22 protein-coding genes, 1 tRNA gene and 1 pseudogene are annotated in these 23,786 nt (G+C 55.6%); 12 read left to right on the forward strand and 12 right to left on the reverse strand.

The features are described from left to right. Nucleotide 1 precedes the first annotated feature (1 nt). Nucleotides 2–802 (reverse strand): DUF72 domain-containing protein, encoded by an 801-nt coding sequence (locus ACQZ63_RS19445; RefSeq protein WP_113555805.1) that lies wholly within the window; start codon nucleotides 800–802, stop codon nucleotides 2–4. 56 nt (nucleotides 803–858) lie between these two features. Continuing rightward, complete coding sequence (gene uvrA / locus ACQZ63_RS19450; protein ID WP_003515263.1) at nucleotides 859–3,780, reverse strand: excinuclease ABC subunit UvrA; 2,922 nt, start codon at nucleotides 3,778–3,780, stop codon at nucleotides 859–861. Between the two features lie 307 nt (nucleotides 3,781–4,087). Between uvrA and ACQZ63_RS19455 the strand changes: the two genes are divergently transcribed. Then, the gene (locus ACQZ63_RS19455; RefSeq protein WP_065687409.1) at nucleotides 4,088–4,621 is read left to right on the forward strand and encodes a single-stranded DNA-binding protein; all 534 of its coding nucleotides are present in this window, start codon (nucleotides 4,088–4,090) and stop codon (nucleotides 4,619–4,621) included. Nucleotides 4,622–4,687: 66 nt separating this feature from the next. Here the strand turns inward: ACQZ63_RS19455 and ACQZ63_RS19460 are convergent, their stop codons facing one another. Both ACQZ63_RS19460 and ACQZ63_RS19465 read right to left on the reverse strand, forming a co-directional pair. After that, complete coding sequence (locus tag ACQZ63_RS19460; RefSeq protein ID WP_112497366.1) at nucleotides 4,688–5,836, reverse strand: CBS domain-containing protein; 1,149 nt, start codon at nucleotides 5,834–5,836, stop codon at nucleotides 4,688–4,690. Nucleotides 5,837–5,959: 123 nt separating this feature from the next. Then, the gene (locus tag ACQZ63_RS19465; RefSeq protein ID WP_003515260.1) at nucleotides 5,960–6,589 is read right to left on the reverse strand and encodes a MarC family protein; all 630 of its coding nucleotides are present in this window, start codon (nucleotides 6,587–6,589) and stop codon (nucleotides 5,960–5,962) included. Nucleotides 6,590–6,806: 217 nt separating this feature from the next. Between ACQZ63_RS19465 and gyrA the strand changes: the two genes are divergently transcribed. Beyond that, nucleotides 6,807–9,599, forward strand: coding sequence for a DNA gyrase subunit A (gene gyrA / locus ACQZ63_RS19470; protein WP_025593447.1), 2,793 nt, complete (start codon nucleotides 6,807–6,809; stop codon nucleotides 9,597–9,599). A 93-nt stretch (nucleotides 9,600–9,692) separates the two neighbouring features. Here gyrA and ACQZ63_RS19475 read toward each other — a convergent pair whose 3' ends face one another. The 3 genes from ACQZ63_RS19475 to ACQZ63_RS19485 all read right to left on the reverse strand — a co-directional run bounded on the left by ACQZ63_RS19475 (nucleotide 9,693) and on the right by ACQZ63_RS19485 (nucleotide 12,411). Next, nucleotides 9,693–9,953 carry a hypothetical protein gene (locus tag ACQZ63_RS19475; protein WP_448799382.1) on the reverse strand — a complete coding sequence of 87 codons (261 nt, stop codon included), beginning with the start codon at nucleotides 9,951–9,953 and terminating at the stop codon, nucleotides 9,693–9,695. A gap of 84 nt (nucleotides 9,954–10,037) precedes the next feature. Next, nucleotides 10,038–11,552, reverse strand: coding sequence for a D-alanyl-D-alanine carboxypeptidase family protein (locus tag ACQZ63_RS19480; RefSeq protein ID WP_003515257.1), 1,515 nt, complete (start codon nucleotides 11,550–11,552; stop codon nucleotides 10,038–10,040). 148 nt (nucleotides 11,553–11,700) lie between these two features. Further along, on the reverse strand, nucleotides 11,701–12,411 hold the full coding sequence (locus ACQZ63_RS19485) for a hypothetical protein (protein WP_113555806.1): 711 nt from the start codon (nucleotides 12,409–12,411) through the stop codon (nucleotides 11,701–11,703). A gap of 137 nt (nucleotides 12,412–12,548) precedes the next feature. Between ACQZ63_RS19485 and ACQZ63_RS19490 the strand changes: the two genes are divergently transcribed. From ACQZ63_RS19490 to ACQZ63_RS19515, 6 genes are all read left to right on the forward strand, one after another. Further along, nucleotides 12,549–12,812 (forward strand): hypothetical protein, encoded by a 264-nt coding sequence (locus tag ACQZ63_RS19490; RefSeq protein WP_003515255.1) that lies wholly within the window; start codon nucleotides 12,549–12,551, stop codon nucleotides 12,810–12,812. A 15-nt stretch (nucleotides 12,813–12,827) separates the two neighbouring features. Then, the gene (locus ACQZ63_RS19495; protein ID WP_448799383.1) at nucleotides 12,828–13,055 is read left to right on the forward strand and encodes a hypothetical protein; all 228 of its coding nucleotides are present in this window, start codon (nucleotides 12,828–12,830) and stop codon (nucleotides 13,053–13,055) included. A 343-nt stretch (nucleotides 13,056–13,398) separates the two neighbouring features. Further along, on the forward strand, nucleotides 13,399–13,551 hold the full coding sequence (locus ACQZ63_RS19500) for a hypothetical protein (protein ID WP_034502322.1): 153 nt from the start codon (nucleotides 13,399–13,401) through the stop codon (nucleotides 13,549–13,551). Between the two features lie 88 nt (nucleotides 13,552–13,639). Continuing rightward, a tRNA-Ser gene (locus ACQZ63_RS19505) sits at nucleotides 13,640–13,729 on the forward strand. Between the two features lie 161 nt (nucleotides 13,730–13,890). Next, nucleotides 13,891–14,265 carry an Arm DNA-binding domain-containing protein gene (locus ACQZ63_RS19510; RefSeq protein ID WP_448799384.1) on the forward strand — a complete coding sequence of 125 codons (375 nt, stop codon included), beginning with the start codon at nucleotides 13,891–13,893 and terminating at the stop codon, nucleotides 14,263–14,265. Nucleotides 14,266–14,275: 10 nt separating this feature from the next. Continuing rightward, complete coding sequence (locus ACQZ63_RS19515) at nucleotides 14,276–14,560, forward strand: tyrosine-type recombinase/integrase (protein ID WP_448799385.1); 285 nt, start codon at nucleotides 14,276–14,278, stop codon at nucleotides 14,558–14,560. Between the two features lie 452 nt (nucleotides 14,561–15,012). Here ACQZ63_RS19515 and ACQZ63_RS19520 read toward each other — a convergent pair whose 3' ends face one another. Both ACQZ63_RS19520 and ACQZ63_RS19525 read right to left on the reverse strand, forming a co-directional pair. Then, entirely contained in the window at nucleotides 15,013–16,221 is a 1,209-nt protein-coding gene (locus tag ACQZ63_RS19520) for an O-antigen ligase domain-containing protein (protein ID WP_448799386.1), read from the reverse strand. Between the two features lie 231 nt (nucleotides 16,222–16,452). Continuing rightward, on the reverse strand, nucleotides 16,453–16,701 hold the full coding sequence (locus tag ACQZ63_RS19525; RefSeq protein WP_162690516.1) for a hypothetical protein: 249 nt from the start codon (nucleotides 16,699–16,701) through the stop codon (nucleotides 16,453–16,455). 69 nt (nucleotides 16,702–16,770) lie between these two features. On the opposite strand from ACQZ63_RS19525, the gene ACQZ63_RS19530 reads away from it, so the two are divergent. Beyond that, nucleotides 16,771–17,832 (forward strand): acyltransferase family protein, encoded by a 1,062-nt coding sequence (locus ACQZ63_RS19530; protein ID WP_113555808.1) that lies wholly within the window; start codon nucleotides 16,771–16,773, stop codon nucleotides 17,830–17,832. On the opposite strand, the gene ACQZ63_RS19535 is transcribed toward ACQZ63_RS19530, so the two are convergent. Further along, nucleotides 17,829–18,545: an SGNH/GDSL hydrolase family protein gene (locus ACQZ63_RS19535; RefSeq protein ID WP_113555809.1), complete on the reverse strand. Its 717-nt coding sequence runs from the start codon at nucleotides 18,543–18,545 to the stop codon at nucleotides 17,829–17,831. The two genes, ACQZ63_RS19530 and ACQZ63_RS19535, sit on opposite strands and share 4 nt — an antisense overlap. Nucleotides 18,546–18,597: 52 nt before the next feature. Here ACQZ63_RS19535 and ACQZ63_RS19540 point away from each other — a divergent pair, with 52 nt between their 5' ends. Then, nucleotides 18,598–19,668: an acyltransferase family protein gene (locus ACQZ63_RS19540; RefSeq protein ID WP_113555810.1), complete on the forward strand. Its 1,071-nt coding sequence runs from the start codon at nucleotides 18,598–18,600 to the stop codon at nucleotides 19,666–19,668. Nucleotides 19,669–19,721: 53 nt separating this feature from the next. Here ACQZ63_RS19540 and ACQZ63_RS19545 read toward each other — a convergent pair. Both ACQZ63_RS19545 and ACQZ63_RS19550 read right to left on the reverse strand, forming a co-directional pair. Beyond that, nucleotides 19,722–20,438, reverse strand: a pseudogene (locus ACQZ63_RS19545) (IS5 family transposase); the annotation flags it as partial. Nucleotides 20,439–20,712: 274 nt separating this feature from the next. Continuing rightward, nucleotides 20,713–21,051, reverse strand: coding sequence for a hypothetical protein (locus ACQZ63_RS19550; RefSeq protein WP_003515252.1), 339 nt, complete (start codon nucleotides 21,049–21,051; stop codon nucleotides 20,713–20,715). 319 nt (nucleotides 21,052–21,370) lie between these two features. On the opposite strand from ACQZ63_RS19550, the gene ACQZ63_RS19555 reads away from it, so the two are divergent. Both ACQZ63_RS19555 and ACQZ63_RS19560 read left to right on the forward strand, forming a co-directional pair. Then, a complete protein-coding gene (locus tag ACQZ63_RS19555; RefSeq protein ID WP_025593441.1) occupies nucleotides 21,371–22,459 on the forward strand; it encodes a septal ring lytic transglycosylase RlpA family protein in 1,089 nt (362 codons plus the stop codon). Nucleotides 22,460–22,535: 76 nt separating this feature from the next. Then, entirely contained in the window at nucleotides 22,536–23,720 is a 1,185-nt protein-coding gene (locus ACQZ63_RS19560; RefSeq protein ID WP_113555811.1) for a D-alanyl-D-alanine carboxypeptidase family protein, read from the forward strand. The last annotated feature ends 66 nt before the right edge of the window (nucleotides 23,721–23,786 follow it).

Here is a 23,786-nt window from a genome sequence, read left to right on the forward strand (position 1 = left end):
GTCAGACCAATTTCTGCAATACCTGTGCGCCGTTTGGTGCATTGACCTTGCCGCCGGTGATGAAGAAAGCGAAGACATCGCGAGGGGTCTTCTCTACTTTTCTATCGGGAGCGATCAGCGGCAGGTCATCCGGAACACCGCCCGCCGCATAGGTCTTGACCCGTTTTGCCCAATGGTCAATCTCGGCCTTCGGATAACAGGTCTCGATATCGTCTTCGCCCTTTTGCAGGCGGCAATAGACGAAATCGGCAGTTACGTCAGGCAGCATCGGATAATCGTGATGGTCGGCGCAGACGACCGCGACCTTGTGTTTGGCGAGAAGATCGATGAATTCCGGCACCTGAAATGTCGGGTTTCGCACTTCGACCACGTGGCGAAGGCTGACGCCGTCCTGTTTTTCGGGCAGCAATGCCAGAAACGCCCCGAAATCCTCGGCGTCGAATTTTTTAGTCGGCGCGAATTGCCAGAGAATCGGGCCGAGATGGTGGCCGAGCTCCGTCAGTCCCTGCGTCAGGAACTTCGTCATGGATTCACCCGCCTCGGCCAGGACCTTGCGGTTGGTGACGAAGCGGCTTGCCTTCAGGGAGAAAACGAAATCCTCAGGCACGTCCGCCGTCCATTTGGCGAAGGTCTCGGGTTTCTGGCTGCTATAATAGGTGCCGTTCACCTCGATCGCCGTCAATTGCCGGCTGGCATGTTCCAGCTGGCGTTTCTTCGGCAGTTTTTCCGGATAAAACGTGCCTTCCCACGGCTCGAAAGTCCAGCCGCCGATACCGGTGCGGATCGTGCCTGATGTCGACATATACTGTTCCTCCTCGGGCTATCGGCCTTACCTACCCTTGCTGCGAAAGGTGCGGATTACTCCGCAGCCTCGCGTTTTCCGGCCGGCCGGCGTTCCAGAAGTTCCTTCAGGAAATGGCCGGTATAGGATCGCTCGTTCTTGACGATGTCTTCCGGCGTGCCGGTTGCCACCACTTCGCCGCCGCCCGTGCCGCCTTCGGGGCCAATATCGATGATCCAGTCGGCCGTCTTGATGACTTCGAGATTGTGCTCGATTACCACGACGGAATTGCCCTGATCCACCAGCGCCTGCAGCATTTCCAGAAGCTTGTTGACGTCGTGGAAATGGAGACCCGTCGTCGGCTCATCGAGAATATAGAGCGTGCGGCCGGTGGAGCGTTTCGACAGTTCCTTGGCGAGCTTGACGCGCTGCGCCTCGCCGCCGGAGAGCGTATTGGCCTGCTGGCCGACCTTGATGTAACCGAGGCCGACATCGAACAGCGCTTGCAGCTTGTCACGCACGGCCGGAACGGCGGCGAAGAACTCAACGCCTTCTTCCACCGTCATATCCAGCACGTCGGCAATGGACTTGCCCTTGAAGGTCACATCCAGCGTCTCGCGATTGTAACGCTTGCCGTGGCAGACGTCGCAGGTGACATAAACATCCGGCAGGAAGTGCATCTCGATCTTGATGACACCGTCGCCCTGGCAGGCTTCGCAGCGGCCGCCCTTGACGTTGAAGGAGAAACGGCCAGGTGCATAACCGCGGGCCTTCGCCTCTGGCAGACCGGCGAACCAGTCACGGATCGGCGTGAATGCGCCGGTGTAGGTGGCGGGGTTTGATCGTGGTGTGCGGCCGATTGGCGACTGGTCGATATCGATCACCTTGTCGATGAATTCGAAACCATCGATGCGGTCATGCTCGGCCGGAATTTCGCGCGCGCCCATCACCCGGCGTGCTGCCGACTTATAGAGCGTCTCGATCAGGAAGGTGGATTTGCCACCACCCGACACGCCGGTAACGGCGGTGAAAACGCCAAGGGGAACGGCCGCAGTCACATTCTTCAGGTTGTTGCCGCGTGCGCCAAAAACCTTGATTTCGCGGCCCTTTTTCGGCTTGCGGCGTTCTGCCGGCACGGCGACGCCGAGTTCGCCGGATAGATATTTGCCGGTCAGCGATTTCGGATTGGCCATGACCTCCTGCGGCGTGCCTTCGGCGATCACCTGACCGCCGTGAATGCCGGCGGCCGGGCCGATATCAACAACATAATCCGCCGTCAGAATGGCATCCTCGTCGTGTTCGACCACAATCACCGTATTGCCGATATCACGCAGATGTTTCAGCGTATCGAGCAGACGGGCATTGTCACGCTGATGCAGGCCGATGGACGGCTCATCCAGAACATAGAGAACGCCGGTGAGGCCGGAACCGATCTGCGAAGCAAGCCGGATGCGCTGGCTTTCTCCGCCGGAAAGCGTGCCGGAATTGCGTGACAGGCTGAGATAATCCAGCCCGACATCGTTGAGGAATCGCAGACGTTCGCGGATTTCCTTGAGGATGCGAACCGCGATCTCGTTCTGTTTGGCGTTCAGATTTTCCGGCAGCGTCTCGAACCAGTCGCGTGCCATACGGATCGACATCTGGGTGACTTCGCCGATGTGCATTCTGTTGATCTTGACGGCGAGCGCTTCCGGCTTCAGGCGATAGCCGGCGCAGGCCGGGCAGGGGGCCGCCGACATATAACGCTCGATTTCCTCGCGCGCCCAGGCGCTGTCGGTTTCTTTCCAGCGACGCTCCAGATTGGGAACGATGCCTTCGAAATTCTTCACCGTCTTGTAGGAGCGCGCGCCGTCCTGATAGTTGAACTCGATCTTGTCGTCAGTGCCCTGGAGAATGGCGTGCTGCGCCTCTTTCGAAAGGTCCGTCCATTTGCTCGACAGCTTGAAACCGAAGGCCTTGCCCAGCGCCTCCAGCGTCTGGTTGTAATAGGGGGAAGACGACTTGGCCCAGGGGGCGATCGCGCCATCCCGCAGGGTGCGTGCAGGTTCTGGCACGATCAGGTTTTCGTCCACCTTCTGCTGCGAGCCGAGACCGTCACAGGTGGGGCAGGCGCCGAAGGGATTGTTGAAGGAGAAAAGCCGGGGCTCGATTTCCGGGATGGTGAAGCCGGAGACCGGGCAGGCGAATTTTTCCGAAAACAGCATACGCTCGTGGGTCTCATTGAGCGATTTGTTTGCGGAGCCGCCAGCCGAGGTTTCTTCCGGCGGCAGGGGCTTGTCGGCAAATTCGGCCACTGCCAACCCGTCGGCGAGCTTGAGGCAGGTCTCGAGACTGTCGGCAAGGCGTGCTGCCATGTCCGGGCGCACGACGGCGCGGTCCACCACCACATCGATATCGTGTTTGTACTTCTTGTCGAGGACGGGAACGTCAGCGATCTCGTAGAACTGGCCATCCACCTTGACGCGCTGGAAGCCCTTCTTCATCAGTTCGGCGAGTTCCTTTTTATATTCGCCTTTGCGGCCGCGCACGATCGGCGCGAGAATATAAAGGCGCGTGCCTTCCTCGAAGGCAAGGATACGGTCGACCATCTGGCTGACCGTCTGGCTCTCGATCGGCAGGCCCGTCGCCGGCGAGTAGGGCACACCGACACGCGCAAACAGCAGGCGCATATAGTCGTAGATTTCCGTGACCGTGCCGACCGTAGAGCGCGGGTTCTTCGAGGTGGTTTTCTGCTCGATGGAAATCGCCGGAGAAAGCCCCTCGATGCGGTCTACATCCGGCTTCTGCATCATTTCGAGGAACTGGCGCGCATAGGCCGAGAGGCTCTCGACATAACGGCGCTGGCCCTCGGCATAGATTGTGTCGAAGGCGAGCGACGACTTGCCCGAGCCGGAGAGCCCGGTCATGACGATCAGCTTATTGCGCGGTAGATCCAGATCGATACCCTTGAGGTTATGCTCACGGGCACCACGGATGGAAATCGTCTTCAGTTCACTCATGATAAAGCTCGGACAAAATTAACAGGCCTGATGGCGGCGCGTCCTTATGTAGTGACGCAACCGGACGTGTCGAGGTTTATTCCCTATCGATCGATGGCTTTTCGGCTCACTTGACTCGAATTTCGTGATTTAATAGAACAAAAAAGGAACAAATTGCAAGTGCGAATATACTCTCTGAGAAAGTCGGGATTATTCGCTGTGGATTGTTCCCCGTTGCGGTGCCCTTTGCGGGCGGCGATGGTTATTGTGTGCGGGATTTTTTGAAATACAATTGCCGGTCACGATGGCTGGCGGACAGGATGACGAGATGGCTGGTAGCGTAAACAAGGTAATTCTGATTGGGAACGTTGGCGCCGATCCCGAAATTCGCCGGACGCAGGACGGCCGTCCGATCGCCAATCTGCGTATCGCCACCTCAGAGACGTGGCGGGACCGCAACAGCGGCGAGCGCAAGGAAAAGACAGAATGGCACACGGTCGTCGTTTTCAACGAAGGTCTGTGCAAGGTTGTCGAACAATATGTGAAAAAGGGCGCCAAGCTCTACATTGAAGGCCAGCTGCAGACGCGCAAGTGGCAGGACCAGACCGGTAACGACCGTTACTCCACCGAAGTGGTACTGCAGGGCTTCAACTCCACGCTGACGATGCTCGACGGTCGCGGCGAAGGTGGCGGCGGCAGCCGCAGCGGTGGCGACATCGGCGGTGGAGATTATGGCAGCGGCGGCGGTAACTACGGTGGCGGTTACGACCAGCAGCCGGCGGCCCGCGGCGGTGCCTCGCGTGGCGGCAGCCAGCCTTCCGGCGGCTTCTCCAGTGACATGGACGACGATATCCCGTTCTGATCGGAACCGTGATTGACGGGGCGGGGGCCGGTCGAAACCGGTTGCCCGCTTCAAGGTCGCGACGACCTATGCCGCGGCTTTGTCCGCCAGCATCGCAACCATGACATCGGACTGCGAAAGAATACCCACCATCTTGCCGTTGGCGTCGATCACCGGCAGGTAATGCAGCCCTTCCTCCGCAAAGCGGATGATTGCTTCCTCGATCGCCGTTTCCGGCTGCACGGTTCTAACAGGCGATGTCATGATATCCTTGACGGTATCGTTGGGTGCGCTTGTGCCTGAGAGAATAAGGCGCAGGCGCTGCAGGAAACCGATGGAAGGGCGGCCGTTTCTCCAGCTAGCCTTTTCAAGAAAATCCGTCTGAGTGACGATGCCGACGATTTCGGCCCTGTCGTTGGTCACGGGCAGCGCCTTGAAATGGTGGTTGTGCATCAGTGAATGAGCGTGGCGCAGGCTATCATCCGGGGCGACGCCGACCACATCGCGTGACATGACGCTGGCGCAATCGAGGTGGAGGGCGCGGCGGCGCCAGGAGCGCAATTCCGTCTTGCGCAAAATCATCTCCAGCACATCGCGATCAATATCGAGAACCTCGTCATATTCCTTCAGCACCTCGTCCAGATCGGCTGAGGAAAAGCCGATTTTCTGTATTGGCGTCGGGTCTGCCGTGCCGTGGCTGGCCTTTCCCAACCTCAGGCCGTGCGGATAGGCGCGGCCGGTGGCATTGTTATAAACGAGCGCGAGGATGAGAAGGATGAGCGAGTTTCCGGCGACCGGCCAGAGAATAAAGCCATAGCCGAGACTATGCACGGCGGGACCGCCGAGAACGGCCGTCAGCGCCACCGCGCCGCTTGGCGGGTGCAGGCAGCGCAGCGCCATCATGGCAGCAATGGCAAGGCTTATGGCAAGCGCGCTGGCAAGGAAAATATCCGGAACGAGTAGAGCCACCGTCACGCCCACGAAAGCCGACACGATGTTGCCGCAGAGGATCGACCAGGGCTGCGCAAGGGGGCTGGATGGCACGGCGAATAAAAGCACCGCCGAGGCGCCCATCGGCGCGATCATGGCGGGCAGGGTAGGGTCTAAGCGGAAAGCAAGGCTGCCCAGAAGTCCGGTCAGCGAAATGCCGACGAAGGCGCCCGCCGCCGCGCGCAGCCTTTCCCGGTTACTGACGGGAGCGGCATCCGGGATGAGGCGGCGCAGCGTGGATCGCATGGAGAGAGCTTTCTGGTGCGGAAAAAAGACGCGCGTCTTTTAACCGAGGCAGGAGCCGGATTCAAAGGGCGGATTTTTCGCAAATCCGGCCGTTTGCGGCATTTTGTTGTGAACCGATGGTCGTCAGAATGCGAAGGCCGATTTTATGCCGTCCACTACGAACTGCACGGAAAGCGCGGCAAGAAGGACGCCGAGCAGCCTTGTCAGAATCGCGCGGCCGGTATTGCCGAGAAAACGGTCCATGCGTTCCGAGACGATCAGGGTGGCGTAGACGAGGGCCATGGCGAAGGCGAGGATGAGAATAAGCACGACCATTTCGAGCGTCGTCTTCATCGTTCCCGCCAGGAGCACGGTCGCGGAAATGGCGCCAGGCCCGGCGATCAACGGCAAGGCGAGCGGAAAGACCGCCAGATTGTGCAGATGGTCCTTGGTGATGGCGATCTCCGAGGTCTTTTCCTTGCGCTCCTGGCGTTTCTCGAAAATCATCTCGAAGGAAATCCAGAACAGCAGCAGGCCACCGGCGATGCGGAAGGCACCCAGCGAAATGCCGAGAAGGTTGAGGATGGTGAGACCGAAAAGGGCGAAGATGGCGAGAATGCCGAAGGCGATGATTGAACCGCGCAGAGCCACCTGGGCGCGCTGGTCGCGCGTCATTCCAACCGTGAGTGCGAGAAATACGGGCGCGAGACCGGGCGGATCGAGCGTGACCAGAAGTGTTGTAAGCGCGTTGATGAGCGTTTCGCTGCTGGCCATTCTTTCCCCGCCTGTTCTGTTTTTAGGCCGGAGCCTACGCAAGTCGTACTCGCTTTGAAAGGGAGCGGCGTCGCTTTTGCCAACCTAAATGGCGAAAAGCGGGGTATGTCTTGCAAATGACGCAAAAGACTGTTCAAAACTCGCCGGGAAATTGGCTTAACGTGGCTGTTTCCGCTATAAAAATCCATCCGATTCTTAACAGAGAATGTGATCCGTTTTGACTGACCAGAGCCCCCCCGGCGGCGGAAAACTTCCGCCAGGCATTGAACCGATTTCCATCATTGAGGAAATGCAGCGGTCCTATCTCGATTACGCCATGAGCGTTATCGTTTCCCGCGCGCTTCCCGATGTCCGTGACGGTCTGAAGCCGGTTCATCGCCGTATTCTTTACGGCATGTCCGAACTCGGCATCGACTGGAACAAGAAATACGTCAAATGCGCCCGCGTCACCGGTGACGTGATGGGTAAATTCCATCCGCACGGCAATGCGGCGATTTACGATGCGCTGGCGCGCATGGCGCAGGACTGGTCTCTGCGCCTGCCGCTGATCGACGGACAGGGTAACTTCGGCTCCATCGACGGCGATCCGCCGGCGGCCGAACGTTACACCGAGTGCCGTCTCGAAAAGGCAGCGCATTCGCTTCTCGACGATCTCGACAAGGAAACGGTGGATTTCCGCGATAACTATGACGGCACCTTGCATGAGCCGGTCGTCATTCCCGCGAAATTCCCGAACCTTCTGGTCAACGGGGCGGGCGGCATCGCCGTCGGCATGGCGACGAACATTCCGCCGCACAATCTTTCCGAAGTCATCGACGGCTGTATCGCCCTCATCGACAATCCGGCGATCGAGCTGCTGGAACTGATGCAGATCATTCCTGGCCCGGACTTCCCGACCGGCGCGCTCATCATGGGCCGTTCCGGCATTCGCTCTGCCTATGAGACGGGTCGCGGATCGGTCATCATGCGCGGCCGTGCGACCATCGAGCCGATGCGCGGCGACCGCGAGCAGATCATCATCACCGAGGTTCCCTATCAGGTGAACAAGGCGACGATGATCGAGAAGATGGCCGAACTGGTCAAGGAAAAGCGCATCGAGGGTATTTCCGATCTGCGCGACGAGTCCGACCGCCAGGGTTATCGCGTCGTCGTCGAGCTGAAGCGCGACGCCAATGCCGAAGTTATCCTGAACCAGATCTATCGCTACACGCCGTTGCAGACCTCCTTCGGCTGCAACATGGTGGCGCTGAACGGCGGCAAGCCGGAACAGATGACGCTGCTGGACATGCTGCGCGCCTTCGTGTCCTTCCGTGAGGATGTCGTCAGCCGCCGCACCAAGTATCTGCTGCGCAAAGCGCGCGACCGCGCGCATGTGTTGGTCGGTCTGGCGATCTCGGTTGCCAATATCGACGAAGTCATCCGCGTCATTCGTCATGCTCCCGATCCGGCTTCGGCCCGTGAAGAGCTGATGACGCGGCGCTGGCCGGCGCAGGATGTGGAAAGCCTGATCCGTCTCATCGACGATCCGCGCCACCGCATCAATGAAGACGGCACCTACAATCTCTCCGAAGAGCAGGCACGCGCCATTCTCGAATTGCGCCTTGCCCGCCTGACGGCGCTTGGCCGCGACGAAATCGGCGACGAGCTGAACAAGATCGGCGCGGAAATCAGCGAATATCTCGAAATCCTGTCTTCACGGCTGCGCATCATGCAGATCGTCAAGGATGAGCTTATCGCCATCCGCGACGAGTTCGGCACGCCACGCCGGTCCGAGATCGTCGAAGGCGGTCCTGACATGGATGATGAAGACCTCATCTCCCGCGAAGATATGGTCGTCACCGTTTCGCATCTCGGCTATATCAAGCGCGTGCCGCTGACCACCTACCGGGCACAGCGTCGCGGCGGCAAGGGCCGTTCCGGCATGGCGACGCGCGACGAAGATTTCGTCAATCGTCTCTTTGTCGCCAATACCCATACGCCGGTGCTGTTCTTCTCCTCGCGCGGCATCGTGTACAAGGAAAAGGTCTGGCGCCTTCCGATCGGTACGCCGCAGTCGAAGGGCAAGGCCCTCATCAACATGCTGCCGCTGGAACCCGGCGAGCGCATCACCACCATCATGCCGTTGCCCGAGGACGAAACGACCTGGGAAACGCTCGATGTGATGTTCTCGACGACGCGCGGCACGGTTCGCCGCAACAAGCTCGGCGATTTCGTGCAGGTCAACCGCAACGGCAAGATAGCCATGAAGCTGGAGGAGGAGGGTGATGAAATCCTCTCCGTCGAGACCTGTACCGACCAGGATGACGTATTGCTGACGACGGCACTCGGCCAGTGCATCCGCTTCCCCGTCGACGATGTCCGCGTCTTCGCCGGCCGCAACTCGGTTGGCGTGCGCGGCATCAACATGGCCGATGGCGACCGCATTATCTCCATGACCATTGTGGGCCATGTGGAAGCTGAACCGTGGGAGCGTGCGGCCTACCTCAAGCGTTCGGCCACCGAGCGGCGTGCCGCCGGGGTCGATGAGGAAGATATCGCACTGGTTGGTGAGGAAGTCGCGGAAGAAGGCGAACTCAGCGAAGAGCGTTATCAGGAACTGAAGGCACGCGAAGAATTCGTGCTGACCGTCTCTGAAAAAGGCTACGGCAAGCGTTCTTCGTCTTACGACTTCCGCACGTCGGGTCGTGGCGGCAAGGGCATCCGCGCCACCGATACCTCGAAGACGACGGAAATCGGCGAACTCGTTGCGGCCTTCCCGGTGGACGAAGGCGACCAGATCATGCTGGTTTCCGATGGCGGCCAGCTGATCCGAGTGCCGGTAAACGGCATCCGTATCGCAAGCCGCGCCACCAAGGGCGTGACGATCTTCTCCACCGCCAAGGATGAGAAGGTGGTTTCCGTGGAACGTATCAACGAGCCTGAAGGCGACGAAGAGGCGGAAAACGGCAATGGCGAAGATGTGGCAGACACTCTGCCGGATACGCCAGAGGCACCGGAGAGCGAGGCGTAAGCCGCCTCGTTTCTTCATTGTCAATCAACAAAAACCCCGCGGTGCACAGGCTCCGCGGGGTTTTCTTTGTCTCGTCCGGTTATGTTCGGTTTGTCAGCGGATTCGGATATGGACCGGTGCACGCCCGGAGCGGCGGCCGACATGAAGGTGGATATTTGCTTCCGGCTGATTGGCACGCCAGGCGCGGGCGACGTGCGACAGAAGCAGGCTGACGAGATCACGCGTCTTTGCCTTGGAGCGGTTAAGACCGAGATCGGCAATGCGCATTGCCGCCTCGTGAATGGGATGCAGAACCGACAGACTGCCTTGCCCGTTGCCAGACGCAATGTCCGAATAGTTCTCGTTAACTGCCATCTTGGAAAGCCTCGCTACACATTACACAATTCGAGGAGACAGGCGATGTTTCAACAAATAAGACACCGCCTGCACGAACGTCGATTACTGGAGTGACGCCCAGCAGCTGACGCCTTTCTTTTTCAATGCATTGCATGCATTTACCGCGGCGGCCTGGCCGTCGAAGCCGCCGAAGCGGGCGCGGTATACCTGGGAGCCTTCTCTGCTGAAGGCCACCGTGAAGGGTTTTGCGGACCGAAGGGCGGCGCCGCCTTTTTCCTGCGCATTCTGCAACAGGCCACGTGCCGAGTTTTCATCCGGCGATGCGCCAATCTGGATCACCCAGCCGCCCTGCGGAGCTTCAGCCTTTGCCGAAACGGAAGGGGTGGAGGGTACAGATGCTGGCGTGGACGCGGTGACGATATTGTCCACCTTGGTCGAGTTGGTAATCAACTTGCGGTCAGGCGCGACGGCTACCTGAGAAATAGGATCCTTGCCCTTCTGCCAGGTGGCGGCTTCCATGGCCTTTACGGCCGCATTTGAAGAGGAGCCTGCAAAGGCAGTAACCGGCGCGTCCTCGTAACGGGTCTGCGGTACGGGGCCGGCATGCGGCAGGCCGGAATCTGTCGCAGCGACAGCTGCGGACGGAGCCGCGACTGCCACAGGTGGAGCAGCAACAGCCACAGCGACTGGCTCTTCGACAGGTGCCGATCTCGTCTGCGCAATCAGGTTGCTGTTGCCGCTGCGGGAGGCCTGCGGCAGGTAGGTCGCAACAAGCTTGCGCATGGTGGCGTCACGGGCAGCGCTCGAGCGGCCGCCAAGAACGACGGCGACGATGGAGCGACCGTCTAGCTGTGCCGATGTTGCAAGATTGCTTCCGGCAGCACGGGTATAACCGGTCTTGATGCCATCTACGCCGCGCACGGTTCCCACGAGACGATTGTGGTTGCCGATGACCTGCTTGCCGAAATTGAAGGTGCGCGTGGAGAAGTAGCCGTAATATTGCGGGAAATGCTGGCGAAGGGCGATGCCAAGGCGGGCCTGGTCACGCGCCGTCGTCATCTGCGCCGTGTTTGGCAAACCGTTGGCGTTACGATAGGTCGTGCGCGTCATGCCGAGCGCACGGGCCTTGGCGGTCATCATTCTGGCAAAACGGTCTTCGGAGCCGCCGATATATTCACCGAGTGCGGTGGCCATGTCGTTAGCGGAACGGGTGACGAGCGCAAGAATTGCCTGCTCGACCGTGATGCTGCCACCGGCGCGCACGCCGAGCTTGGAAGGAGGCTCCTTGGCGGCGTTGGCCGAAACCGGCACCTTGGAATCGAGCGAAATGCGTCCGGAATTAAGCGCCTCGAACGTAAGATAAAGCGTCATCATCTTCGTCAGCGAGGCAGGATAGCGCAGGCCATCCGGATCTTCGCCATAGAGAACCTTGCCGGTCTTGGCATCAATGACGATGCCCGCATATTTCGGGTCCGCCTGTGCGGTGCCAACGGATGTTGCGGTTATGAACGCCGCAGCAAGGGTCAACGCAACGAACCTTACCAAAGACGTCGCACCCGCTTTGCGCGAATCTGCCCCAAATAGACTTTTCAACACTGCTGAACTCTTCAATCGCATATTTCTGTTCCGCTCGGACGCGCCCCGCCCGAGTGCTCCGGGAAGAAACTTTATCGGGATGGCGTTACCAAGTGGTTTATGAAAGGTATCCACGCTCCATAAAATGCGACTTTTCGGGCGCAATCTGTCTCACGCCTTTTCACGGATTTCAGTCTTTTACGAGGCGCTGCTCGATGTAGCGTTTCACACCTGCGTCGAGTTCTTTCCATTGTGGCAGCAAGGTTGCGGAGAATCGGTAGAACAGGCTGAGGTCCTGGCCGGCGTGGATATCCCTCTGGCAGTCGCTGCCCGTCGACGCCTGCTGGGTTTGCGGCAGAAGGCAGCGCACGACATAGTCACTTTCGCCCTCTCGCTGCCCGGTCAATATGACTTCCTTGCCGTAACCTGCGTCGGCACGCAGGCGGTGCAGTGTGAGGCCGTGTTTCAGCGGCACAGGCTCTCCTTCCGTCAACCGGGCATAGATCGGCCCGAAACGGCCGGACATGTCCTCAGACATCGTGCTTTGCGATAGCTGGATGAAAATAAGCCCTGCTGCCTGCGCCGGATCATCGAAAACAGCGCGATTGGAGTCTTCATATCCCTTGAGATCCGGCCAGGTGAGGTAAAGATCGGCCCGCTCACGCTCTCCATCATGGCGGTCGGAAGGTACACGCAGCGTGTTTTTCGCAAGTCTCAGCCGGTCATTGCCGATTGTGATCTCCACCGCATCGGTTGCTGTTGTATGGCCCGCCTGAAGGATCCGCTCGCCGTACCACTTAACGCCGATATTAAGGGCAGCAACAAAGCATATAATAATGACGGCAATGATGATTGCTCGCCGTATCAGGGAGGATGAAAGCAGGGGGGCTTCGTTGTGCATGAGCTTCCGACTTGTTCTTGCCACTGGACGCGTTTTCCACGCTGAAAACAGACGGGCAAAGCTTTAACCTGCGGCGATCGCCATTGAAATGCTGTTTTGCCGCTGCTACCTGATAGGGTGCAAGCAAAGGACGGCATATGGCAGCGCGCGACAGATATTCCCGGAAACTCGAATGTTCCAAATGCGGTCATCAGGGTTTTGCCGAGGTGTCGGAATCGGATGAGAAAGACCGCCGTAACCTCGATTTTCGCGTTGACGAAATGCCGCGTGGCTTCCGCACCGAGCGTGCCTCGGTCGATCCAACGGAATTCATGATCCGCTGCGGTCAGTGCGGCAACATATTCCGTTTCCTGCAAAAAACCGCCTATGCGCCGGGAGGCGAACCGCGCGTCAAGGCCTGAACGGAAGGTGCCGGGATGACTGTACCGCAACAACCCAATGGGGCGCCGTCTAAGCGCAAGCCAATCTGGCCGTGGATCGTGCTGCTGGTGCTGACACTTTGCGCCATCTATTCCTACAATCGCGCCAACGAGATCATACTAGAGCTGTCCGACACGTTACCGCCGGCGCTGCTGAACCTTCTCGAGGATATTTTCCGGGGCGGTTTTCGGCACGGCGATGGCGGACCGAGCATCGGTGTCTAAACCATAAAGCAGGTAACGCACCCCCAGCCTTTATCCGCCGGTCGCAGTTTTTCGGTAGTATAAAAGAAAAAAGCCCCGCAAACGGGCGGGGCAGGTTGATCGCTCGGGGAAAGTTGGGCAATGCCCGGGAGCGATGCGGCTATATAAATGACAATATTACTGACGCGATAGGCCACTTCCGTCCCAAACAGTACGCCGACGCATAAAATTTGCTCAAGTAGGAAGAATTTAGGAATATCAACTGGACAAATCTGTCAGGCAACTTGACAGGAGGTCGTTTTATTCTTTGATTGCCTCGAATTGCACATATTCGCGCCTAACATAACGGGACATGAGCAGACGCATGGATAAATCCGGAATCTTCTTCGTGGCGCTTTTATTGGTGCTTGTGGCGATCGTGCTGAGTCTGGCGCTATTCCACTCACCTCAGCAAAGTCCGGCACTTCCTTCGGGCGAGGGGTCTCTGCTGCCGCCTGCAACGACACAAGGACAATGAGGTGCTGACGGATGCGAAGAGGCTGTGCGCGCGTGCGCCATCGGGATTGACGGCCTTTTTCAAAACGCTATAAAGCCTCACCACCGATGGATGGGTGTCCGAGTGGTTTAAGGAACCGGTCTTGAAAACCGGCGTGCGTGAGAGCGTACCGTGGGTTCGAATCCCACCCCATCTGCCACTTTCGTTTCGCATATGTTCCCATATGTTCTCATTGGCCCTTGCGCGCCTCGATCGTTCCGGTTCATATATTCCCACTGGTTCCCATAACGTTTCGTACTATCCCGGTCATTTCCGGGTACCAAACCGGGTATCAGGTGGCGAAAACCGGGTATCGATGGGGTGGGCGTGCTAACCGACACGGCGATTCGAAAAGCTAAGGCGCAGGACAAGCCTTGCAAGCTTTCTGACACTAACGGACTGCACGTCTACGTCACGAAAGCCGGTGGCAAAATTTTCCGGTACCGCTACGAGTTTCTCGGCAAGGAAAAGACGCTCGTCATAGGTGATTATCCTGAGATGGGTTTGCTCGATGCACGGCGTGCGAGGGACGAGGCGCGCCAGCTCCTCAAATCCGGGAAAGACCCGTCAGCGCAGAAAAAGCTTGAAAAGGCGATCCAGCGCTCTGACGCGGTAGCGACATTTGAAGTTGTGGCAAAGGAGTGGTTCGACCTTGCCAGCACTGTTTGGGCGCCAGGCAGCTACGCCTTGGGCTGAATGGGACGATTTGGACGAAGACAATCCGGTTTGGCGCATCCTCGCGTCACGGATGAAGCTCAAGCTGGATCGGAAACAAGACGATCTTTACGATCACCTCGTGCCGCTACCTCGGCAAGCGATGGAGATTATCTCTCTGTTGCGAAGGCTGACGGGTAGGGGCGAATTTGTCTTTCCGAATCCGCGGCGGCCGACGCAACCGATGTCCTTAAATGCCATGGGCTACTTCCTGAACCGGGCAGATTATTACGAAAAGCATGTGCCACATGGCTTTCGTCGTTCTCGTCAATCATGAATGATGGGTACCCGCAAGACCGCTATGTCATCGATTTGATGCTGGCCCAAACATCGAAAGACAAGGTGGAAGCGGCCTACAATTGTGCGCTTCACATCGAGCGCCGAAAGGATTTGGCGCAGATCTACGCCGATCTAATGCTGGAAGGCGTGCCGGCGCTCGAGGATTTAGTAAATGGGCCTGTCCAGACCAGTAAAAAAGGGCCGAACCCGGCCTCCTCGAGAAAGAAGCGGATAGCGGCTTACCCGCCGGACATCTCGTCCAGGCGTCGAGGCGGGCTCGCATCTCATCGGTGAAGCGTTTCACTGTTTTCGCATCCACCGGCTGATTGTGATCTTTGGGCATGGTGAGCATGTCACGGGCCCACTTTGCGGCGTTCGTGGCGATGTAGGCGCAGAGCTGGGCGAATTTCGCTTCGGTGAGCTACGACTGACAGCGCTCAAGCGGGCCATCTAGGAGTTAAAAGCAGGTAAGCTAGTGACGTCGGAGCTAATGGGAGGCTGCTCAGAAAGTCTTTTTGACAAGTAGCGCAAAATTACCCGCCCCCGAACCAATCGATAATCGAGATCCAAGCATGTGTAGCCGATCATCAAACCTACCCAAGCCATAAAGACAGCGTTGACATCCAACTCCTCAAAAAGATAGCCACAAGTCAGCGTGACTGCGACGTAAAGAAAAAAACGAACCTTTCTAAAACGAAACACGATATACGCGACAGAGCTTACAACAAAAATACAAACCAATATGCCGGCAGTAAATGCAGTCGAAATAAAACCATTATGAGGCGTGCCAAAGTGGCTGAGCATCTTCATCTCGGCAACCCTAGCCATAAGTCCTACGCCAAAAGGGTTGTTGAGAGCTACTTGGATGCCGTAGCCTAGCGATTCAAGTCGCTCAAAAATATTTGAGGTGGCGTTCTCATCCTCAATAAACCTTTTCGAGATCGCGTCATCGAGCCAATCAAATGCTCCAAAAGACAACATAACTGAAATAATTAAAGTTCCAATAATGGCATACACCAATGTCAAAGCCATTTTCCGGCTCGAAATAGAAGACGTGTACGACAGTAGTCCTATTAAAATCACTGTGCCCAGCCCTGATCTATTTAATGTGGCAGTAAACGAGATGAGGTATACAGCTAAAAATGATGCAAATATAAGAAAGCTACGCTGCCTCTCTGCTAGATATGCAGCGGCCGCAGCTGCCAAGGCGAGCACTGGACCAGCTTCATTTCCGTGCGTCCAAAGTCCGCCAGCTTTTTCGAAGCGCAGTAAAGGTGCATTATAGTCGCCGCTTGCTGCAGCATCAGCTACTGCCTGATAGTCAAAGATAAGGGCCAAACCAACCTTTGTAAGCGTGTATGGAGCGTACAAATCAACAAACAAAAATACCGTTGTCGCTACAAATCCTGCCAAAATTCCCCAGCAAAATAAATTTAGAGAGTCTTCCCGGAGTAATGCGAAAGTAAACGGGAGAAAATAAAGTATATATAAAAACGTAAAAACGGATGAATATAACTCCCCATTGCCTCTATCGTTAAAAAAAGTCAGCGACATCAGGAGTGCAAAAATCACAGGAACAAGATGAATTAGGATAATTGCAAAATTGAACATCCTAATATAAACTATATACAATATAGGTATTGTTGTTATAACGATCATGTCCGTCATTCGAAGAAACGGAAGCCCAAAGGCTGTCGGAATAACGTTACATTGCAACAAGAAACCAAAAACGAATATAAATAAACGTATCATTCCACGGGACACAACTATCCGCCCGGGATACATAGGTAGCGCTTCAATGAAACTGGGCAATTCATCGCCTTGACGCGGTCTGTTAAGCTCTAGTCGCTGCACTTTGGAAAGCCTTATGCATAGATATTGTCGCTAGACTCATAAAGCTAAATCGGAAAACATTTCCTGTTTTTCATCTTCGCTTAAAGTACTATATTCGTAGTTGTTGGCGCCACCTCGCCGCATAACCACATGCGAAAGTTTCTCACCATCAATCGATATTACGGTAAGGAAAACGTGCGCGGGAACCCATTCATCCGGATCGCGCTTGGGCTTGTTACGTTTGAAGAATGCAGCTATCTCTAAGAGAGTGACATATAGTAGTGACGGCATAACTACCGAACTCATTTTTATCCCAATCTTTTTTCTTAAAATATCAAAAAATACCAAAATACATTTTTAGCCTAGGAAGCGACCTTGATCAAGAACCTTCATGCCCTCAGGGCTGTGGCCGCACTGATGGTGGTTTATGTACACATCGTTCCGGACTTACGACGTGCATATCCCGATCTTCCAATCTTTGTCTCTGCAAATGCGGGCGTTGACATATTTTTTGTGCTGTCCGGCTTCCTTATGGTAACAAGCGTCGAGAAGGTAAAAACAACAATATTTGACTTTTATTTCAATAGATTGGCACGGATAGTGCCATTGTATTGGCTACTCAATCTGCTCATCTGTGCTGCATATCTTTTAGGTCTGCGGCCGATTGGCGTCACCACCCTTCCGCTAGATGATGTTGTCAAGTCCTTCTTGTTTCTACCGGTCCATAGAAATGGCGTCGAGTATCCTATTTTGTATGTAGGATGGACCTTGATTTACGAAATACTTTTCTATTTTGTATTTGGAATTTTCGTTTGGATAAAAGACAGATTTTCTGCATCGCTTTTCGTTACGCTGATATTAATAATTTTGGCCGCACTACATTTGGTTTTGAATGTTGAAGATTCCATATTCTTACGATTTTACACGAACCCGATTATACTAGACTTCGCGTTAGGCGTTTGGCTCGCACGCTTGTCCTTGGCATACGATTTCAGAAGTCTGCCAGCTTACTGCTTGATAAGCAGCATGTTAGCGGGGGCGGTACTCATTGCTCTACCCGATATTATTTCCCTTCCGTCGTACGAGGGGTTTACTAGGCCTGCAACTTGGGGGGTTGGAGGAAGTTTAGTAATTTTTGCGCTGTTGGGTTTAGAAAAACGAGGCATATCCGTAAATTACTCACCCGTGCTTATGATTGGCTCAGCGAGTTATGCAATATATCTCATCCATCCATTTGTGTTACAAATTGTCGCGAAGGTGACATCGCACATCGTGGAATATCGCCCACTATTTTGCGTTCTGACTGTGGTTGGCGGGATTGGGCTGACCCTTCTTACCAGTGTACAAACATGGCAGCGGTTTGAAGTCCCCGCAAACAAAGTATTGCGAAATTGGCTGGCGTCGAGAGCGCTCCGAATAAACGCAAATGAGGTTTAGTCGCGGACAGGATCAAGCGCGAGTATGCAAATTCTCTTCGATACCGCGCGCGCAAGCGCTTGATTGGCCGCCGCACTTAGGTGCAAGCCGTCTACCCATTTTTGGGGGACATCTGACATTGCTGCCGAGGCATCGACGAAAAACATGTTCCGTTCGCGCGCCGAACTCCGAACGACCTCGCGATACGCTTCTAAACCCGCGTCTACTGCGCCTGTGGCAATAGGGGGAGGCGTCACGAGAAGAACTTGGCCCCCCGCGAGTGTGCGGCGCTTGATTAACCGTTCTAAGTTTACTTTAAATTCTTCTGTTGTAAGCGACCTCTCCAGTTTCCCGAAGTTGCCGAAGTCGTTGGTCCCATACATCAAAACTGTCAGACTGGCAGTTTTCTTTGCCGCCCATCTTTTGATGCCGTCGACACTTCTGTCACCTGGGAAGCCATGATTAGTGACTTGCAAATCCTTTAGAATTTTGCCTACCTCTTCCGGAAAAGGAACTTTGCTTCTTCGTGGCCATGCGCCGTTGATTTTTGGCTCACCCGCAATTTCGCTTTCATCAAAGCCGTAGGTTAAGCTATCTCCTTCAAAAACGATTTCTGAATTGGGCGTGACAATAATTTGGTCAGATAAACACGTTCCATGACTAGGGCTGGCGAAGATTAGCAGAGCGACCAGGCAGCCTGGAAATGCGAAGTGGGAAAAAGACTTTGTCAGCATTAATTTTCTCGTGAGATATATTTTTGTAACGATATTCTGAGGACTTCATATTATGATAATGAATTTGCAAGTTTTAAGAGCAGTGGCGGCTTTTCTGGTTTTTTTTCATCATTTTATTCCAAATATAGATCGAGTTTTTCCAGGGGCAAAAGCCTATGAATTCGGAGCTGCTGGGGTGGACATTTTTTTTGTCCTCAGTGGGTTCATTATGGTGTTAACAACGTTCGATAGAGATGGTGACCCAGCGAAGTTCTTCGTTAATCGAATTGTCCGTATCGTACCTATATACTGGATAATGACATTAGCTATCGTTGCCCTGTTCTTGATCGGGTTTCGCCCCATTGGCGTGCTCGATATGGAAATAAGCTACATTTGGAAATCACTTTTATTTATCCCGTTTACTCGCAACGGCCTGTGGGAGCCAATATTATCTGTTGGTTGGACGCTGAATTTTGAAATGTTTTTTTATACGCTATTTGCGTTGCTGCTTATTGTGCCTAATTTTAGATTTAGAATATCTCTTCTGGTAGCAATTTTAACGTTCCTCGTTGGTGCTGGAATGGTTTTCTCGCTGAACTCGTACCTCGAATATTATGCCAGCCCCGTAATATTGGATTTTGCTTTTGGAGCAGGATTTGGAGCTTACTATGTTTCGAAACGCGCTAGTTCTCTCTCAGGAAAGAAAGTGGGCGCGTGGCTTCTGATAACCGCAGGAGCACTTCTTATTGCCGCAACAGGCAGCGGACTGGGGCTTAGCTCAAGTAGTAATATATTGCGCCCAATGACTTGGGGCTTGGCTGGCGTATTGCTGATTTACGGCTGCGTGCTTCTCGAGGAACTTGGCTTGGTTGCACGAAACAGATTTTTGATCCAACTTGGAAACGCGAGCTACTCGATATATCTCGTTCATAATCTGATGATTCAGGTTTCCGTAAAAGCGGTAGGTGTATTTTTTACGCCCGGTTTGGTTGCGCTAGTGATAATGGTTTTGTGCGCTTTGGCGATGACAACGATATTTGGTTTGGCCTCGTATAAATTCATTGAGTATCCAATAAACCAAAGTTATCGTCGACTAACTATTAAGCCGCAAAAGATGGAATCGATGGCAGGATCGCGACTGTAGTAAGTATCGATATGCCGGTTTGCGCTAAGACGCGGACTCACTAGCTGACGCGAGATCCTCGTCGCGGCAAGTTTGAGCCCGGCAGGGTAATTATCTGCACGTCTGTCGTATCGCGTTGCCAGACCACGCGTCTGTTTGATGCGATTGAAGAAACACTCCACCAGATTGCGTTGGCGATATACCCAGCGGCTGAAACTGGAGGTCTGTTTGCGGTTGGCTTTGGCGGGGATATTGCCCAGCACTTACGTTGCTTGGCAAAGTTACGGATCGCGTCGTTGTCATAGGCCTTGTCGGCAAGCAGCGTCGAACCAGGCTTAATGTCACTTAGCAGCTTTTCGGCCATGGGAGCATCCGCAGCTTGACCCGCGCTCAATTCCAGTCGAACAGGCAAACCATCAGCATCAACGAGCGCGTGGATTTTTGTCGTCAGGCCGCCACGCGAACGTCCCATGCAAGGATCGGCAGATCCCCCTTTTCTGCGCTGGCACCATGCTTGTGAACGCGGACACAGGGGTAATCGATCATGACGATCTCTCCGGAATAATGCCTTGAAACAGCACCGAGAAGACGATCCCATACGCCCACCTTGCGCCACCGCGAGAAGCGATTGTGTAGCGTCTGCGCGGACCGTAGCGCTCCGGTACATCACGCCAGGATGAGCCGGTCCGAAAGTGCCAAAGGATACCGTTGATCACCCGGCGGTCGTCTACTCGAGCAACTCCACGGCTATTGGTCGGCAACACCTGGAGTGCCCCCGTTTCGCCAGACAGTCGGAAGGCTGAAAAAGGCTTCCTGAAAACTGAAAAATATTCCCGGGTATAAAACCAAGTACATTTCAAAATGACCAAAAAATTGTGGAGCCAATTTCAACGTAATAGGTGCTTAAACGTGACAGACACCCCATCTGCCATGAAATTCCAAACAGACAGTTTGAAATCAACAGAACCGGCAGCGTTAGCGACGCGTGGTGCTTTTAGCTTGGAAATTTCTTGTATAACCGAAATGAAGAAACCCGCCTGTCGGCGGGTTCCGTTGATTAATGTATTAGAGTTCTGGACAGCCGCGTTCGTTCGCGAATGTGATGCGCTCCGGTCCTCGGCGGGTGAAGCCCTGGACGACTACGCGACCAGGTGTGACGCGCACGATTTCGGGGTCGCGCAGGCCTGCCTCGCGGGCGGCGGCGCGGGCTTCGCGTTCGCCGCAGCCACGCATGCGCGGAGGTCCTCGTCGGTCCATGTCGCGGTCGCGATCACGTATAACCGGGCGAACGCCGTCTGGGCCGATCCGCAGCTCCATGTCCTGCGCACTTGCGTGAATAGGCGCGGCAATGGACACCAACGCGATGCCGAGTGCCAGGCCGGCGGTTTTTATTGACTTGATCATGTTCCCTCACTCAGCCGAAAACCGGCGGAAGCTCGTGTGTTTGCGAGGGGAAAACGCGGTCGGGCTTCGTTTGTTCCTTGAGCAGGAGACATCTCGAGACCGCGCGTTTACAGGCGCGTCGGGCTTCCCGCGCTGCGGAAAAGACATAAATCGTTAACCACGTTCATTACAATTTTATCGAATTTGCAGAAGTCGTTCGCATTTTTGCCACGTTATGCACAAGATTAAGCGACTGTTAGGTGCTTCGATGGCAGGGGCATGCATCGAGGCAAATGAGGGTGCGGTTCTTCGAGCCTGCAAGCAGCGTGGGGCAGACGATTTGAAATCTACGGTCAAGAAACTCGGCATCAACGCCAGATCGGGCGTGAAGTGGCTTGCAATTTCCGTGCTTTGCGCCGCGACAGCCTCGTGTTCCACCACCTCTGAGACCAAACCGAAGCAGAAGCGCAGCAAGGAATATTTCTCCGAATCGGAATATGGCGTCAAAGCCAGCCCGCGCGTGGCCGACGGCCAGAACATTCCCAAGGGCGGCGGGCGTGAGCTTCTCGGCAATGCATATACCGTCAAGGGCCGACGTTATTTTCCGAAGGAAGAGCCGGGTTACAACAAGACCGGTCTTGCCTCCTGGTATGGTTCCGCCTTCCACGGCCGCCTGACGGCAAATGGCGAGGTCTATGACAAGGAACATCTTTCCGCTGCGCATCCGACATTTCCCCTACCGAGCTATGCGCGCATCACCAATATGGAAAACGGTGCATCGGTTCTGGTGCGCGTCAACGATCGCGGACCCTTCCATGAAGGTCGCCTGATCGACGTTTCCAGCAAGACCGCAGATCTTCTCGACATGAAGGGCACTGGAACGGCGAATGTGCGGGTGCAATATGCAGGCCGCGCGCCGCTTGATGGGCACGACATGCCTTATCTGATGGCGTCCTATGTTCCGAAGGGCTCTCGTTCTCCGGGTGTTGCGCCGGAAGGGCAGATCGCGACTGGTGTCATGGTGGCTTCGGCTTCGCCGAATTTCGTGCCGGCCCCGACATCAAACCCGAATTACGGTGCTTCGACGCAGACGGCGCTGGTTGGTACCAAAAAGAATGCAGCGCTCCAGGCCATGCCGCTGGTCAACGGCCCCGCACCGGCCTTCGAACAATTTGCAATCCTGCCGGAAATCGGTCCGTTCCTGGCGGAACGCCCGGAAGGCAATTTCACGCGTGAGCCGGCAGCACCTGGCGGCAACTATCTGCGCGTGCCAACGCCGTCGTCCAAATATGCAGCGGCTTATTCCGAGGAATCCTCTGCGGTTTCGAGAACCTCACGTGCGTTCGACAGCGTGCTCGTCGATCGCGGAGCGCTCAACGAGGATTCCATACTTGCCCATGTGAAGCGTCAGCAGGCGAAGACGCGCTGACGGGTTGAAGAGTTTATGGCTGACTTGCGTTTTCGTCGCGAGCGGCGGGTTGCGGCAGGGAAAGCTGGGCGGTTTCATGCACAAGGCCATTCATCGTTCTTTTCTCCCGGTCGCGGCAGCGCTCGCATTTGCGTTTTTCGGTAACGGTCCGGCGCAAGCGCAAACGCAAACACAAACACAAACAGCACCTTTCATCGCCAAGGCCGAACAGGCCTATATGATCGATGCCGAAACCGGCACGGTGCTGCTTTCCCAGAATGAAAATCAATCCTTTCCGCCCGCTTCGCTTGCCAAGCTGATGACTGTGGAGGTGATGCTGGATGCGCTGGCCAAAGGGCAGGTAACGCCCGAGACAGCTTATCCCGTTTCTGAATATGCCTGGCGCACGGGTGGTGCGCCGTCGCGGACCTCGACCATGTTTGCAGCGCTGAAATCCTCCGTCAGCGTCAACGATCTTCTGACGGGAATTATTGTGCAGAACGCCAATGATGGCTGCATCATTGTCGCCGAAGGCATGGCAGGGTCCGACTCCGCTTTCGCCAAGCGCATGACGGTGAGAGCCGGCGAACTCGGCATGAACCGCAGTGTCTTTGCCAATTCGACGGGTCTTCCCGATCCGGGCAACCAGACGACCGCGAAGGATATGGTGCTTCTCGCCCAGCATCTGCGCGATACCTATCCCGATCGCTATGGGCTTTTCACCAAGCCGGATTTCGAATGGAACCGGATTTTCCAGCGCAACAAGAACTCTCTGCTGGGTAACGGCATAGACGGTCTCGGGCTTGGTTTTGCGGAAGGCAGCGGTTTCGCGGCAGTCGTTTCGGCAGAGCGGGAAGGGCGCCGGGTCTATCTGGCGCTTGGCGGCATCGCTGACGACAAGACGCGGCAGGACGAAGCACGCCGGGTGGTTGACTGGGGGCTGACGGCCTTCGAAAAACGCCATCTTTTTGCAAAGGACGAAGCTGTCGGTTCGGTCAGCGTCTACGGTGGCGATGTCTCGCATATAGACCTGTCGCCCCGGGAAGATGTCAGCGTGCTGGTACCGGTCAATAATCCCGAGCGTATTTCCGGGCGGATCGTCTATCGCTGGCCGCTCAATGCACCGCTCGACACTGGTGCGAATGTCGGCACACTCAAGGTTTTTTCGGGCGAAAAGCTGTTGCGGGAAGTGCCGCTTTACACGAGAACAGCAGTCGGCAAGGGCACGTTGACCCAGAATGCAGCCGGCGCGCTCAAGGAATTGCTGCTGTTCTGGCTCTGATGCCTATCCCGCAAGCCGCAACTTTCCCTATGCTTTTGTTCAGACATCGGATTTTCTGAAAAGCGC

This window comes from Agrobacterium sp. CG160-95, assembly GCF_053521725.1.

Coding starts and splice junctions, on each gene's coding strand:
- ACQZ63_RS19445 (WP_113555805.1), bottom strand. CDS start 802: ATGTCGACATCAGGCACGATCCGCACCGGTATCGGCGGCTGGACTTTC.
- ACQZ63_RS19525 (WP_162690516.1), bottom strand. CDS start 16,701: ATGAGTTCGGTAGTTATGCCGTCACTACTATATGTCACTCTCTTAGAG.
- ACQZ63_RS19475 (WP_448799382.1), bottom strand. CDS start 9,953: ATGGCAGTTAACGAGAACTATTCGGACATTGCGTCTGGCAACGGGCAA.
- ACQZ63_RS19460 (WP_112497366.1), bottom strand. CDS start 5,836: ATGCGATCCACGCTGCGCCGCCTCATCCCGGATGCCGCTCCCGTCAGT.
- ACQZ63_RS19455 (WP_065687409.1), top strand. CDS start 4,088: ATGGCTGGTAGCGTAAACAAGGTAATTCTGATTGGGAACGTTGGCGCC.
- ACQZ63_RS19490 (WP_003515255.1), top strand. CDS start 12,549: ATGGCAGCGCGCGACAGATATTCCCGGAAACTCGAATGTTCCAAATGC.
- ACQZ63_RS19535 (WP_113555809.1), bottom strand. CDS start 18,545: ATGCTGACAAAGTCTTTTTCCCACTTCGCATTTCCAGGCTGCCTGGTC.
- ACQZ63_RS19495 (WP_448799383.1), top strand. CDS start 12,828: ATGACTGTACCGCAACAACCCAATGGGGCGCCGTCTAAGCGCAAGCCA.
- ACQZ63_RS19550 (WP_003515252.1), bottom strand. CDS start 21,051: ATGATCAAGTCAATAAAAACCGCCGGCCTGGCACTCGGCATCGCGTTG.
- ACQZ63_RS19500 (WP_034502322.1), top strand. CDS start 13,399: ATGGATAAATCCGGAATCTTCTTCGTGGCGCTTTTATTGGTGCTTGTG.
- ACQZ63_RS19540 (WP_113555810.1), top strand. CDS start 18,598: ATGATAATGAATTTGCAAGTTTTAAGAGCAGTGGCGGCTTTTCTGGTT.
- ACQZ63_RS19465 (WP_003515260.1), bottom strand. CDS start 6,589: ATGGCCAGCAGCGAAACGCTCATCAACGCGCTTACAACACTTCTGGTC.
- uvrA (WP_003515263.1), bottom strand. CDS start 3,780: ATGAGTGAACTGAAGACGATTTCCATCCGTGGTGCCCGTGAGCATAAC.
- ACQZ63_RS19485 (WP_113555806.1), bottom strand. CDS start 12,411: ATGCACAACGAAGCCCCCCTGCTTTCATCCTCCCTGATACGGCGAGCA.
- ACQZ63_RS19480 (WP_003515257.1), bottom strand. CDS start 11,552: ATGCGATTGAAGAGTTCAGCAGTGTTGAAAAGTCTATTTGGGGCAGAT.
- ACQZ63_RS19520 (WP_448799386.1), bottom strand. CDS start 16,221: ATGATCGTTATAACAACAATACCTATATTGTATATAGTTTATATTAGG.
- ACQZ63_RS19560 (WP_113555811.1), top strand. CDS start 22,536: ATGCACAAGGCCATTCATCGTTCTTTTCTCCCGGTCGCGGCAGCGCTC.